This is a genomic window from Roseofilum acuticapitatum BLCC-M154, from assembly GCF_030068475.1.
In the GTDB taxonomy this organism is placed as follows: domain Bacteria; phylum Cyanobacteriota; class Cyanobacteriia; order Cyanobacteriales; family Desertifilaceae; genus Roseofilum; species Roseofilum acuticapitatum.
In genome coordinates, this window is record NZ_JAQOSP010000101.1 from 39,641 (window position 1) to 52,301 (window position 12,661).

General features: G+C 46.5%; 15 protein-coding genes. 7 read left to right on the forward strand and 8 right to left on the reverse strand.

The window, feature by feature from the left end; genetic code table 11:
* Window positions 1-10: 10 nt before the first annotated feature.
* The 4 genes from PMG71_RS15190 to PMG71_RS15205 all read right to left on the reverse strand — a co-directional run bounded on the left by PMG71_RS15190 (window position 11) and on the right by PMG71_RS15205 (window position 2,024).
* Complete coding sequence (locus tag PMG71_RS15190) at window positions 11-346, reverse strand: XisI protein (protein WP_283754552.1); 336 nt, start codon at window positions 344-346, stop codon at window positions 11-13.
* Window positions 334-747, reverse strand: a complete 414-nt coding sequence (locus tag PMG71_RS15195) for an element excision factor XisH family protein (protein ID WP_283754553.1) — start codon at window positions 745-747, stop codon at window positions 334-336. The genes PMG71_RS15190 and PMG71_RS15195 overlap by 13 nt, the downstream gene beginning before the upstream one ends.
* Window positions 748-843: 96 nt before the next feature.
* A complete protein-coding gene (locus PMG71_RS15200) occupies window positions 844-1,773 on the reverse strand; it encodes an isoaspartyl peptidase/L-asparaginase (protein ID WP_283754554.1) in 930 nt (309 codons plus the stop codon).
* A gap of 110 nt (window positions 1,774-1,883) precedes the next feature.
* Window positions 1,884-2,024 carry a DUF2256 domain-containing protein gene (locus PMG71_RS15205; RefSeq protein WP_283754555.1) on the reverse strand — a complete coding sequence of 47 codons (141 nt, stop codon included), beginning with the start codon at window positions 2,022-2,024 and terminating at the stop codon, window positions 1,884-1,886.
* Between the two features lie 90 nt (window positions 2,025-2,114).
* Here PMG71_RS15205 and PMG71_RS15210 point away from each other — a divergent pair, with 90 nt between their 5' ends.
* The 7 genes from PMG71_RS15210 to PMG71_RS15240 all read left to right on the forward strand — a co-directional run bounded on the left by PMG71_RS15210 (window position 2,115) and on the right by PMG71_RS15240 (window position 8,374).
* The gene (locus PMG71_RS15210; protein ID WP_283754556.1) at window positions 2,115-2,876 is read left to right on the forward strand and encodes an RNA methyltransferase; all 762 of its coding nucleotides are present in this window, start codon (window positions 2,115-2,117) and stop codon (window positions 2,874-2,876) included.
* Between the two features lie 230 nt (window positions 2,877-3,106).
* On the forward strand, window positions 3,107-4,774 hold the full coding sequence (locus tag PMG71_RS15215; RefSeq protein WP_283754557.1) for a serine hydrolase: 1,668 nt from the start codon (window positions 3,107-3,109) through the stop codon (window positions 4,772-4,774).
* 288 nt (window positions 4,775-5,062) lie between these two features.
* Entirely contained in the window at window positions 5,063-5,572 is a 510-nt protein-coding gene (locus PMG71_RS15220; protein WP_283754558.1) for a DUF3465 domain-containing protein, read from the forward strand.
* A gap of 457 nt (window positions 5,573-6,029) precedes the next feature.
* Window positions 6,030-6,182, forward strand: coding sequence for a hypothetical protein (locus tag PMG71_RS15225; RefSeq protein ID WP_283754559.1), 153 nt, complete (start codon window positions 6,030-6,032; stop codon window positions 6,180-6,182).
* A gap of 210 nt (window positions 6,183-6,392) precedes the next feature.
* On the forward strand, window positions 6,393-6,566 hold the full coding sequence (locus tag PMG71_RS15230) for a hypothetical protein (protein ID WP_283754560.1): 174 nt from the start codon (window positions 6,393-6,395) through the stop codon (window positions 6,564-6,566).
* 18 nt (window positions 6,567-6,584) lie between these two features.
* The gene (locus PMG71_RS15235) at window positions 6,585-7,286 is read left to right on the forward strand and encodes a peptidoglycan-binding domain-containing protein (RefSeq protein WP_283754561.1); all 702 of its coding nucleotides are present in this window, start codon (window positions 6,585-6,587) and stop codon (window positions 7,284-7,286) included.
* 95 nt (window positions 7,287-7,381) lie between these two features.
* The gene (locus tag PMG71_RS15240; protein ID WP_283754562.1) at window positions 7,382-8,374 is read left to right on the forward strand and encodes a peptidoglycan-binding domain-containing protein; all 993 of its coding nucleotides are present in this window, start codon (window positions 7,382-7,384) and stop codon (window positions 8,372-8,374) included.
* Between the two features lie 305 nt (window positions 8,375-8,679).
* On the opposite strand, the gene PMG71_RS15245 is transcribed toward PMG71_RS15240, so the two are convergent.
* From PMG71_RS15245 to murC, 4 genes are all read right to left on the reverse strand, one after another.
* Complete coding sequence (locus tag PMG71_RS15245) at window positions 8,680-9,156, reverse strand: low molecular weight protein-tyrosine-phosphatase (RefSeq protein ID WP_283754563.1); 477 nt, start codon at window positions 9,154-9,156, stop codon at window positions 8,680-8,682.
* A 91-nt stretch (window positions 9,157-9,247) separates the two neighbouring features.
* On the reverse strand, window positions 9,248-9,595 hold the full coding sequence (locus PMG71_RS15250) for a YbaB/EbfC family nucleoid-associated protein (RefSeq protein WP_283754564.1): 348 nt from the start codon (window positions 9,593-9,595) through the stop codon (window positions 9,248-9,250).
* A 129-nt stretch (window positions 9,596-9,724) separates the two neighbouring features.
* Window positions 9,725-10,708 carry a UDP-N-acetylmuramate dehydrogenase gene (gene murB / locus PMG71_RS15255; protein WP_283754565.1) on the reverse strand — a complete coding sequence of 328 codons (984 nt, stop codon included), beginning with the start codon at window positions 10,706-10,708 and terminating at the stop codon, window positions 9,725-9,727.
* Window positions 10,709-10,763: 55 nt separating this feature from the next.
* Window positions 10,764-12,215 carry a UDP-N-acetylmuramate--L-alanine ligase gene (gene murC / locus PMG71_RS15260; protein WP_283754566.1) on the reverse strand — a complete coding sequence of 484 codons (1,452 nt, stop codon included), beginning with the start codon at window positions 12,213-12,215 and terminating at the stop codon, window positions 10,764-10,766.
* Window positions 12,216-12,661: the final 446 nt, after the last annotated feature.

The following is a 12,661-nucleotide window of genomic DNA, read 5'->3' on the forward strand; positions in this document are numbered from 1 at the left end:
TGGGAAAAACTTAACTCACAGCAAACCCATTATAGGGACGTATGAAGGGTTCATGATAAGCCAAAACAATGCGATCTTTGGGGATTCCCCGTTCTGTGAGTTCATTGGCGACTCCAACTTCAGTACCATCATACTCAATCCAAATTTTGCCGTTTTTAATGTCAATATGAATCAATGCACCATAAACGCGCCGTTTGTTCATCCATCCTGTCCGCACGACTTGATAGCGATCGCGCTCTACATCAAAGATAACGCCAATTTCTACTGTGCCAAAGATTGGCTTAACCTGACTATGGCGCAGTAAAATCTCTTGAACAATTTCACGGTAGGTTTCTATTTTATCCATTGCACAATCCTGATCTCTTCTACGTTATAAATAAGCAAATGTAGTTGATATTCGCGTACTCCCTCTTCAATAAATCGGAGACGAAAGAATTCATCATAGGTTGGATGGGGTACGGCTAAATATAGGGTGCGAGAGGGATCTTGCACTCTCAAAGCTCGCCGATAATTGAGATATTGACCGACGGCTGTGTGAAATTCAGAGATTGCAGAGGGGTTGATAAAACTCTTCACCTCTACAGCAATTTTCTCCCTATCTCGTTCTGCCGCCAAGAGGAATTCAGCACCCAAGTCAATTTGCATTTGTACCTCTCCATACTCAAGAGGAAATGGATCGTGGGTAATTAGCCACCCTTGAGCAACTAAGGCATCTTTTACCACAGAGTGAAAAACATCTCTAGCCATAGCAGGGTTTTGTCTTACTCTTCGAGCTTTCTCTATATAGTAATAATAGCACTTCATTGAAGCTCAATTTGAGATGAAGCACTATTACTTTTTGCTTTAAATTGAGCCGCTTACTTCATCGGAGGAAGTCCATTCTAGAGTGTCACCAATTTGTTCGCCGGTGTGGTAAGCAGCGAGGAGAATTTCTGAGGTTTTACCCCAGGCAATTTGACCGGTTTTGTCAATTCCGATCGCCCCTAAATCCCGTTGATTGGCTTTAGATTCGCTCATGGTTTTCTCAAAAGCCGCAGCTAAGGACATGCCATCGGTGACGCGGACGACGATACGAGCGGCGATACATTCGTTGATGATGTCTTCGCCAATGCCGGTACAGCTAATTCCTGCATCAGAGGTGGCATAATTTCCGGCAGGCATAGCCGAATCACTGACGCGCCCAATATATTCAAATCCTTTGCCTCCGGTGGAGGTTCCAGCCGCAATTTTGCCTTGATTATCGAGGGCGACTACGCCAATGGTTCCGGTTCCGGGAGCGGGACTCGCCAGTACATTAGCCATACTGCGTCTAAAGTTATCTTTGCGGTCTTCTAACCATTCATTTAAGCGCAAATCGGTTAAGGGATTATGAATGGGAACTTGCAGTTCTCGCACCAGTTCCATGGCTCCAAAATCGGAGAGAATGCGATCGCTCTTTTCTTGCAGAACTTTAGCTAAATCAATGGGATTTTTCACCCGCGAAACGTTGATGACACCACTAAAGGTTTGCGTCTCTCCATTCATCAGAGAGGCACTCATACGGATTTGACCATCAGATTGCAAAACAGAGCCAGTTCCAGCATTATAGCGGGGATCGTCTTCGAGTAAATGACAGCCTTGAATCACCGCTTCTAGGGCTGGTGTTCCCGCTTCTAAGCTGGCATAAACTTGTTTGAGAATTTCATAGAGGGATTGGCGGACGGCTTCAACGCCTCCTTTACCTTGTAGGGAGCTGCCTGCACCTCCGTGAATGATCAGTTTGGGTTGAGTCATAGGTAATGGGGATAGGGGGATAGGGGGATAGGGGAAATGGGAGAATAATAATTTAGAGTGTCTCAATTCTCCGCATTGCCTCATTTCTGATGCTACTACCGCGTATAGCTTTAGCGATCGCGGCGACAGCGTTCAGAACAGTATTTTACCTCATCCCAACATTTAGCCCATTTCTTGCGCCAGGTAAAGGGGCGATTACAAACAGGACAGATTTTGGTGGGCAGATCGGATTTTAATCGATGACGAGCCATGGTAATATCAATTAAAAATTAAAAATTAAAAATTAAAAATGGATTGTAGTACACCTTTAAGCATGTCCAATTAGCTTACTATATTAACGGATGAACGATCGCTCCCATCTATCAGCCATTAAAATCATTTTAGTCGAGCCATCTGGCCCCCTAAACGTGGGATCGATCGCCCGGATCATGAAAAATATGGGCTTAAGTCAATTGGTGCTAGTTAATCCCCAATGCGATCCCCACAGTCCAGAAGCGAGACAAATGGCGGTTCATGCTCAGGAAATCTTGACTTTTGCCCAGGTAGTCGGGACTCTACCCGAAGCCTTACAGAGTTGTCAAAAAGTAGCAGCCACCCTGGGACGCACCATCAAGTTACCGACAGCATTGGAAACCCCCCATACCTTGCTTCCTTGGCTTCTCGGTGGTGAAAGTGCCCTAGTTTTTGGACGCGAAGACCGGGGATTAACCAATGACGAACTGAATTTAGCCCAACGCTTTGTGCAAATTCCCAGTCATCCCATTTATCCATCCCTGAATTTAGCCCAATCGGTAGGTATTTGCTGTTATGAACTTTATCGGTGTACCCTGGAAACGCAGACTCAGGATTTCAATTCTGGGGCTGGCGATCTGGCCTCACGGCAGGTTCTAGAAGCTTATTACAATCATTTAGAATCCCTGTTATTACAGATTGGCTATCTTTATCCCCATACCGCTCACCGACGGATGGAAAAGCTCAAACGATTTTACAATCGTGCTTATCCCACAGAAGCAGAAGTGGCGATGCTCCGGGGAATACTTTCTCAGGTAGAATGGGCGATCGCCGACAGTTCCCTATCCCAGGGTTCATCAGGAGAGACTTAAAGAAGATCTCCAGGGTGGGTTTAAAGACAATCACAGACAACGTAGAATAATCCAGGTTTGCTATTTTTGACGAGTGGGGTAGCCAACAAGCAAGGAAATACCCCGATCGCCAGCGAAAGGAACAAACCCTATTCCCGGTCTGAATCAAGTAAAATCAGCAACAATTCCATGGATGCTTTGATTGTGGTGGGTTCATTTACATTTATGATCCGTGTGACAAGGAGTCGTTGATGGCGAAATCAGGAGAAAGAAAGGGAGTGCGTCGCACTCAACGTCTCGGATCTGCTCAAGGTGCAACGCCTCTACCGAAAGGGGGAGCGAGTCAGCCTCAACGAGCTGTAGCTCTGCCAAGGCAAGGGAAACCGAGGTTGAAACGCAAACGGCGATCGCCTTTGCCAAGAGTCGTTTTATCCATTTTGGATCGGATATTACCCGGCGGTAAGAGCGATCCCACAAGACACAAACCGACTAGAAATACAAGGCAAACAGGGCGATCGTCATCAAGCTCTGCACCGCCAATCCCACCCTTGACAGTAGACCGCAAACTAGACCGTAATCCCTTGGTTTCCCGTTTGCAGTCGGGCAAACCCCAACCCAAATCCATCAGTTGGAGAAAGGGAAATTTATCTTCAGCAGCCCCCAGTACCTCGGCTCGCATCTCTTCCGATCCCAAACGTTCCCTAGGGAACAAGCTAGGACAGAAGACTCCAGCGAACCCAAACCCAGTGCGACTGTCTCAACCGGTACGCAAGCGTCAGTCTCGATCGATTAACCGTCCACAACCCCGTCCGATATCGCCTTTAGTTTATGCCACCCGATTTTTAATTCTCGGTGTGGGGATCTGTGCGATCGCCGGAACTCTACTCTCAGCCTCCGATCCCGAAAGTATGACCTTTTTAGGACTCAAATTAGCCTCCAACGAGAGCCTCTCGAATCCAACTAACCAACCTGGTGATACCACGGATGCCTTATTACGGGAAAATCTATCTAACCCAACCTCCTCACCCATAACTCGCCCAGCTCTTCATTTAGAAACAGAATTACAAGAGCTGAAAAGCAACATTCAAACTTTAGCCAGTCAAAGCCCCCAGTTTAAACCGGGAGTGTTTGTTTTAGATTTGGATACGGCTAGTTATGTCGATATTGAGGGGACGACTGTTTTTTCGGCGGCTAGTACCATTAAACTCCCTATTCTCCTAGCCTTTTTTCAAGCCGTCGATGCCGGTACAATTCGACTCGATGAAACCTTCACTCTCAAAGAAGAACATCGAGCTGAAGGATCGGGGAGTTTGCAATACGATCCCGTAGGGACTCAATATACGGCCCTAGAAGTCGCTACTTGGATGATGACCATTAGCGATAATACGGCCACTAATATGATTATTGAGCGTTTAGGGGGAATCCCTCAAGTTAATCAAAGCTTTAGCCGTTGGGGACTTCAGCAAACCGTCCTGCGGGATTGGTTACCGGATTTAGAGGGTAAAAATACCACATCACCGCGTGAGTTGAGCCAGGTGATGGACATGATTCATCAAGGGGATGTGGTGTCCTTAAAATCCCGCGATCGCATGATCGATATTATGCGCCAAACCCAAACTAGCATCCTCCTCGAACAAGGGTTAGGAGCAGGAGCTTCTATTGCCCATAAAACCGGCGATATTGGTAAACTCTTAGGTGATGTCGGTCTCATCGATCTACCCAGTGGCAAACGGTATATTGCTGCCGTCCTAGTCGAACGCCCCCATAATGATTATGGAGCAGCCGATCTCATTGGTGAAATTTCTCGACTCACCTACGAACAAATGAAAGTGCCCACCATAACCCCCAGTGTTAACCCTGGCCCATTAGAAGAACTCCCCGTTGAGTTCCCTGAAGCTACCGCTCGGCGCTATCGGTAATCTTGCTACTGCCATGACACAGCTAAAATAGTGCCTTAGCGTAGGGTGGGTTAGGCGGCTAAAACCTAGACTCTGACAGCAATCTATCAATCCGCCGTAACCCACCATTTTAGGGTTTTCACTACGGTGTTGTCAAAAGTAACATTTTTACGAAAAGGTGGGCAAAGTATGCTAGTATAATTTCAATTGTTTGACTCATGCTCTTGCCCAGCCTACGATGAGTTGTAATCATAGTGAATCGGGCTTGATATGATCTTAGAGTGAGTACCAAAATATCTACAACGTCCTATGAACAAAACCACTCAACTCCTCCTCAGCCTACTGACGGTATTCACCTTCACCCTTGTATGCCCGATCCAGGCTCAGGCTGTAGATTGTAGTGAGTTAGGCGCTCTAGCAGAATTTGATTCTCGCTGTGCCCAAGGTTCCGGTTCTGCCACGGGTTCTACTCCCTCCCCGGAGGAAGGTATCCGACTTTTGCAACAGGCTTTTCAGAATCAACAAAGTGATGTTCAAGTCAGAGCAGTCGGTGAGGTGATTCGCGTTCTTGCTGACGATCGCGAAGGAAGTCAACATCAACGCTTTATTGTGAGAGTCGCTTCCGGTCAAACGCTCTTAATTGCCCATAATATAGACTTAGCACCTAGGGTAAATTCCCTATCTGTTGGCGATCGCGTCGAATTTTATGGCGAATATGAATGGAATGCTCAAGGTGGAGTGATTCATTGGACACATCACGATCCGGCCGGTCGTCACGTCGGCGGATGGATTCGCCACAACGGCAAAGTTTATCAGTAATGACCGGGAAAAACCCGAAAACTTGCTTGCTTCTAATTTGAAGTGGTGATACAATTCTTAATAGTAGAGGAACAGTTAATGTTGGCTCTACCGACTGCGGGGAAACCTAGTAACAGGTAAGCAAAGTTGCCAGTTATACGGGTATCTCCTATAGGTCTCTGGCTATTTTTAATCATCGATGCTTGAAGTCAAAGCGTTCCATCCCTTGGAGTCGCAAGATACTTTGGGCCATTACTTCAGGTTGCTCTCGTTTAACCCCAGAGGGATAACGGATAGGGTTTTGTCCTTATCTCTCTGTACGGTTGAAGAACTAGCACAACCCGGATAGATTGCGCTCCAGAGTTTTCTTATGGTGGACATCATAGGGAAGATTAAAGCGCGACTGGCTTCACGCGATCGTTTTTCCAACCCATGATTTTTTATTCATCACCACCTCATCTGGAGTTGCTGCGGATCTATGTATTTAACTGGTATTTTCTTGACTCAAAACCCTAAAGTTTTAACAACGACTTGGTTCTGGAATACCTTAATTTCTATGGTTAAAGGTTGGATCTTATTTTGTCAATATTCTTGGCTGATTTCGCCTCTGAAGTGTCTTTTAGCCAGTTAGTTTTTTTAGCACTAAAATTTATTTTATACTTTTTTTCAAGCGTTAACTATTCATCAATTAGGTATTGCTGGATGTCCTCTGAATGTTAAGAAAAATCTCTAAACTTCAAGGTTGATTGCAATTTAGGGGCGATCGCGCACCAAAAGGAAACTCTGGTGATACCCTGAGAAGACAAAATTCATCAGCAGTCACTCTCGTTGCGCTCCTTTTATGTATCATAAGCACTCTGATTCCCATTGGCTCGAAGCGATCGTTACCGGCAGTATTGGTGCAGGCATTGTCACCTCTTTTGCCGTTAGCCAAGGACAACATCCCCTAGTCGGTTTAGCCATTACCCTATTTGCAGGTATCTCCGCTTGGTTAATCGATCGCGCGATGAACTAATTGACACTGATTCAATCCATGTTTACCTTCCTATTTCCCTGGGGGACACCCGTCTCTTCGGGTTCTCGCTTAATCCAAACCCTACTCACGATCGCTCTGATGATAGGATCGATAACCCTTGAAGTCCAAGGGCTGGAAATGGGAGAAGATGGGCCAGAAGTACGGGAATTACAGCAACAATTGCAAAATTGGGGATACTTCAATCTCCAGCCCACAGGACTCTTCCGAGAAGCCACCAGAGATGCCGTCATCCGATTTCAGCAAGACCAAGGTTTAATTCCTGATGGCATTGTGGGAGCAGAAACCTGGAGTCGATTGCGTTCAGGAGGAACAGAGGGATCGAGCTTAAGATTAGGCGATCGCGGCCCGGAAGTGAGCCAACTACAAGCACAATTAAAGGCAGCCGGATTTTATGATGGCCCCGTCACTGGGGTATACGGAGAGTTAACCCTAGAAGCCGTAAAAGTCTATCAACAAGCCCAAGGCTTAACCCCAGATGGCATTTATGGCAGCCGCACTCAAGCGAGTCTCGAAGGGAGATCCCCTAGCGATCAGTCCTTAAGTTCAAGGTCAGATCCCCAGGTTTTAGAATTACAGCGCCGCCTAAAAGCCAGAGGATTTTATGAGGGCCCCCTAGATGGCATTTTAGGCCCCCAAACCCAAGAAGCGATATCCAGAGCGCAAGAAAGGTATGGTATTAGCCCGGAGGATATTCGCTAAAAATCAATGATTCGGCGATTTCGAGTCATTTTACTGCAAAAGATAGCCTAAAATAGGGGCAACCTGGACATCTGGATTAAGATCCCCCAATTTCTATGGACTCTCTAGCCTATCTCCATCTAGCCCTAGCCTATCAAGATTCCACCGACACTGAAGCGATCTTAGGAAAATGGATCGAGGAATTTTGGCAACGGTGGCTGTCTAAACCCATTTCTGCTCGATTGATCCTGCGATTATTCTCTTTAGGCATCACCCTACTGATTTTGACCTTAGCTCAAGTTGCTCTAGCCCTACAATCCGGAGATTCTGGCCTGGAGGTGGCTCAACTTCAACGAGATTTACAGCAGTTGGGATACTATCGAGGCCCCGTAACCGGATACTTTGATGAAGCTACCGATCGAGCCGTGAGAACGTTACAAAGCTATGCGGGTCTGACTGTAGATGGTATTGTCGGCCGCAATACTGGACTAGAAATCAGTCAACGTTTAACCTTTGGCAATCAAGCCGCCCAATTACCCTTCGTCACTCTACCCCCTCCACCCCCAATAGCCGGTTATAATCCGCCAATATCACAGGTGATGTTTAGCGAGCCTCTTCCGGGTCAATTGGGTTATAATCAGCAATCTCGGACAATTAATCCTACCCTAAGACGAGGCGATCGGGGTTGGGACGTTGAATTACTACAAAGCCGGTTAGCGGATTTGGGCTTTTATTTCGGAGATATTGATAGAATTTACGGCGAACAGACAGAGCTTGCTGTATCGAGGTTTCAGCGCTCTAGAGGTTTATTTGCTAATGGCATAGCCGATGCTGAAACCCTACAAGCTTTAGATATCAATTCAGGAACTAGAGGAGATCCTTCGTTTATGACGGTAACCCTTAAAGGATATGTGGTCGTTATTCCCACGGGTAATTATCTTATGGTTTCTCAGGTGCAGTCTTTCTATCCCAGTGCCATAGCAGCCCGTAATCGTCGAGGACGATATGTTTATATAGGCAGCTATAACAATCGCGCTCAAGCGGAGAGTCAGTCCGCTTTATTGCGATCGCAAGGTTTCGCCAATGCCAGAGTCGTCCATTTCCGTTAATCTCTGGATATGCACCCCAGCAGGGTGAGCAGGAGAAGAAGCAATCCAATCCAAATTGCACAACGATACCCTGCCCACCCGACCATAGCTACTTACAGCAATTTTCGCTGCTATGCGGTACATCTCGATCCCCCCAACCCCCCTTAAAAAGGGGGGTAGTAAAAGTCCCCCTTTTTAAGGGGGATTTAGGGATGGAATTGATTGGGTCATTGTTGGCGGTGAATCAGGTAGTAAAAGTCCCCCTTTTTAAGGGGGATTTAGGGGGATCTGTCTGGCTGTACCTCACAAGATCGCGAAGTGCTGTATTATTTTGTAATTTTTAATTCATCTAACAACCCTTCACAGGCATCCATAAGCAAATCAATCACCTGATTAAACCCTTCTGGGCCGCCATAGTAGGGGTCTGGCACTTCCGAGAAATTGGGGTGACGAGTGCAAAATTCACACATTAAACGCACTTTATCTTTGTAGCGATCGCCCCGATCCAGGTAAAGGATATTACGGTAATTATCCTTATCCATAGCCAGAATTAAATCAAATGCTTCAAAATCTTCCCTCTGAAACTGACGCGCTCTTCCCTTAAGCTGAATCCCTTGTTGAGCTGCTGCGGCTGCCATGCGGCGGTCGGGAGGACTACCAATATGATAAGCACCAGTTCCCGCCGAATCACAAATCACCTGGTCTTCTAACCCTCGTTGGGCGATCAAATGATTCATAATATTTTCCGCAGAAGGCGATCGGCAAATATTACCCAGACAAACAAACAACAACTTATACGGCATTCTTTTACAAACTTCATCGACTCACGACAAAATGGGGTAATGGAAATCTGTTCACTTACCGATCGCAGACCCATTAACCCCTCATCGAGCATTATCCCATGCCAGGCAGATTTAAGCCTTCAGTCAAGGCTTCCATCCTCTCTTTCATCGTCGCTGTAGATTTATTGTAAGCATCCTTCATTGCGGCCGTAACCAAGTCCGAGACCACCTCAGCCCCTTCCCCCAGAACTTCAGGTGCAATGGTAACGCGCTGGGGATTTTGATTCCCATTCATCACCACCTTAACGAGTCCACCACCCGCTTCTCCCTCAACTTCGAGTTCCTCTAACTCTTGTTGGAGTTTTTGCGCTCCCTCTTGAACCTGTTGAGCTTTTTTAAACGCTTCGGTCAGCTCTTTCATTTTTCCTAAACCGAAGCCAAATCCCTTTCCTTGTGACATAACTGATTACTCTAATTTGGGTTGTTCTGCTTTTCTACGCTAATTTTACCCACAGTTGGCTCTGGCACAACCAAAACTGCTCGAAAAAACTCCAGCTCAGTTCCAAAAGCCTCACTGGAGTTTTTGATCTCAGAGGTTAAAATTCCCTAAAATTTTAACCTCTGGTCTCAATTGGATCGACCATCGTCGAGCCACCTGTTCCTGAACTGTGTGAATCAACTGATAAATATCACTGGCTTTAGCATTGCCGCAGTTGAGAATAAAGTTGGCATGAAGTTCAGAAACCTGGGCATCCCCTATTTTATAGCCCTTCAGCCCAGTTTTTTCAATTAATCGGGCAGCTTTTTCCGGTTCAGGATTGCGAAACACACTGCCACAACTCGGTAGATGATAGGGTTGGGTCGCATGACGTTGATGGAGATGGGTATTGGTGGTGGCTATGACTCTCTGGGGATCGTGGGTCGGCTTGAGTTGGAATCGAGCCTGAGTAACCGTATAGTTAGACCCTTGTAGGATAGAAGACCGGTAACCATATTCCAAGTCAGCATTCGTTAAGGTTTGGTGAATCCCATTACCCGATATCACTTGAATATCCATGAGGACATCGGCCATACAGCTTTTGTGCGCCCCAGCATTCATCACCACAGCGCCCCCAACCGTTCCCGGAATCCCGATCGCCCATTCCATACCCGACCATCCTCGGCGAGCCACTTGCCGGGCTAAATAGGCCAAGGATACCCCCGCATCAGCTTTCAGTTGTGCCGTGCGCTCATCATACTCTAGGCTCCTCAGATTGCGAGTCCCGATCGCCAGCCCTGGTAATCCTTCATCACTGATTAACAGATTTGATCCTGCCCCAATCACCGTTATGGGCAAGGATTTAGCATTCGCCCAAGCAAGACAGGTGAGTAATTCCGATTCACTTTGAGGGGCTGCATACCATTGAGCTGGCCCACCTACCCGAAACGAGGTTAATCCAGCTAAGGATACCTGAGCTTGAATCATACTGGGTTGACTGGCCACCTCCGTCGCTTTCAGTTTCATGCCTTCAGAGGCAATTGGAGTGAGGCCGCAAGCACTTTTGAGTCTAGGGGGATCGTAGGAAATTGTCATGGGTTTTCATCAATGGTGTATGGGCAGGTGGAGGGGGTGGGGAGCAAGTGAGGGATTAGGCTGAACGAGCAGTAAGCTTAGGAATAATTTGGTTTAAGTTCCCTGCTCCTAGAAAAACAGCATAATCTCCAGGCTTTAAAGTGGTTACCAAGTAATTTTCCACATCTTTGAGGGTGGGTTGATAGCTGACTCGATCGTGATATTCATGAATTGCCTGAGCTACTGTTTCACCCTGAAGATCTTCTGAATTGGCTTCACCAGCACTATAGATATCTGTTACCACCACTTGATTGGCTTGTCCGAAGGATTGAGCAAATTCCCTGAGAAATATCTGGGTTCGACTATAGCGGTGGGGTTGAAAGATGGCTATCACGCGCTGATCTTTGGCTCTTAGACTAGCTGCGGCTAAGGTAGCTTGGATTTCACTAGGATGGTGAGCATAGTCATCAATGAGTATACAGCCATTAAATTCTCCTCGGTATTCAAAGCGTCGTTTGGCTCCCTCAAAGGAGGATAAGGCCTCCTGAATGGTGGAAAATTCGATTCCTAAATGGCGACCTACGGCGATCGCCGCCAGTGCGTTGCTCAGATTGTGCTGACCTAATAAAGGAATTTCAATATTCCCTAAAACCTGGCCTTGCTCCCATACCCTGGCTTGGGTTCCTTGGGAGGTATAAACAACCCGATCGACACTATACGCTGCCCCTGACTCTAGATCTAAACTATAGGTAATCGTTGGATGAAGGCGATCGCGCACAGTTGGGCAATCGATGCATCCCACTAATGTTTTACACTGTTTCTTAAATATTTCAAAGGTTTCAATCACCTGGTCGAGACTTTGATAGTGATCCGGATGATCTAACTCTATATTGGTAACGACTCCAATTTCTGCTGCTAATTTAACCAGAGAACCATCTGATTCATCTGCTTCTGCAACTAAAAATTCTCCTTGGCCAAATCGAGCATTACCCTCCCAAGCTTTGACTTCTCCCCCAATAATAATCGTGGGGTCTAACGCGGCTCTAAGCAACAGATAACCAATTAAGCTACTGGTAGTGGTTTTACCATGGGTTCCGGCAACGGCTACACTGCGATAATCTTGGATCAGGGCGGCGAGGACATCAGAGCGATGGAAGATAGGACAGCCTAATTCTAGAGCAGCTCTATATTCTGCGTTATTGGTGTTGATGGCCGTCGAGCAAATCACTTGAGGTAAGTGGTGGGTAGGGTTTAGGTGAGTTGTCTTCAGGGCTGTGGAGCTTAGGTTTTCTTGCTCTGAGTGACAGTTGGCTAACTGATGATAGATCTCCAAATTTTTGCCCTCTTGAGAGCCAAAAATCCGCGTCCCTAATTCCTGTAAGCGTTCGGTAATATGGGATAGACGAATATCTGAGCCAGACACCGGTAGATTTCGTTTCGCTAATATATACGCTAAAGCGGACATCCCTATCCCACCTATCCCTATAAAATGGAAGGGTTTGCCGCCGAAGTCTATGGGACTTAGCATTTTTTTCCTCACACACCACACCAATAACACGCGATATCATATTGCAGCATTTGCTTGCATGGCAATACTATGCCACAAAATCCCCAGATCGGTTGATGAAAATCATCCTCGGTTTACCTTCTTCCATCGCGGTCTGCAAGCAACATAGATCGGTTTTGATTTTTGTGATATAATCCACTACTTTTTATATTCTCTCTTCTGGTCTTCTTGACCCCCCCGCAGAAATTAAACCGGATTGGGTAAAGAACTCGGTTCCCTTTTATGGTATCTTCAGATTGAACATGCTTCCTTGTTCCATTAAGGGCGATCGCCACTAGGTCAACCCCAAAGCAGTAGCTTTTTCTACAATTTGGGAGGGGTCAAGTGGTAAATGACTGTCTATTCGATCCCTAATCCGGATCGAGTAAGATTTAGGAAAATGGGAGCAAGTTCTGTAGAGCAATTCA

Coding starts and splice junctions, on each gene's coding strand:
- PMG71_RS15190 (WP_283754552.1), bottom strand. CDS start 346: ATGGATAAAATAGAAACCTACCGTGAAATTGTTCAAGAGATTTTACTG.
- PMG71_RS15195 (WP_283754553.1), bottom strand. CDS start 747: ATGGCTAGAGATGTTTTTCACTCTGTGGTAAAAGATGCCTTAGTTGCT.
- PMG71_RS15200 (WP_283754554.1), bottom strand. CDS start 1,773: ATGACTCAACCCAAACTGATCATTCACGGAGGTGCAGGCAGCTCCCTA.
- PMG71_RS15205 (WP_283754555.1), bottom strand. CDS start 2,024: ATGGCTCGTCATCGATTAAAATCCGATCTGCCCACCAAAATCTGTCCT.
- PMG71_RS15210 (WP_283754556.1), top strand. CDS start 2,115: ATGAACGATCGCTCCCATCTATCAGCCATTAAAATCATTTTAGTCGAG.
- PMG71_RS15215 (WP_283754557.1), top strand. CDS start 3,107: ATGGCGAAATCAGGAGAAAGAAAGGGAGTGCGTCGCACTCAACGTCTC.
- PMG71_RS15220 (WP_283754558.1), top strand. CDS start 5,063: ATGAACAAAACCACTCAACTCCTCCTCAGCCTACTGACGGTATTCACC.
- PMG71_RS15225 (WP_283754559.1), top strand. CDS start 6,030: ATGTATTTAACTGGTATTTTCTTGACTCAAAACCCTAAAGTTTTAACA.
- PMG71_RS15230 (WP_283754560.1), top strand. CDS start 6,393: ATGTATCATAAGCACTCTGATTCCCATTGGCTCGAAGCGATCGTTACC.
- PMG71_RS15235 (WP_283754561.1), top strand. CDS start 6,585: ATGTTTACCTTCCTATTTCCCTGGGGGACACCCGTCTCTTCGGGTTCT.
- PMG71_RS15240 (WP_283754562.1), top strand. CDS start 7,382: ATGGACTCTCTAGCCTATCTCCATCTAGCCCTAGCCTATCAAGATTCC.
- PMG71_RS15245 (WP_283754563.1), bottom strand. CDS start 9,156: ATGCCGTATAAGTTGTTGTTTGTTTGTCTGGGTAATATTTGCCGATCG.
- PMG71_RS15250 (WP_283754564.1), bottom strand. CDS start 9,595: ATGTCACAAGGAAAGGGATTTGGCTTCGGTTTAGGAAAAATGAAAGAG.
- murB (WP_283754565.1), bottom strand. CDS start 10,708: ATGACAATTTCCTACGATCCCCCTAGACTCAAAAGTGCTTGCGGCCTC.
- murC (WP_283754566.1), bottom strand. CDS start 12,215: ATGCTAAGTCCCATAGACTTCGGCGGCAAACCCTTCCATTTTATAGGG.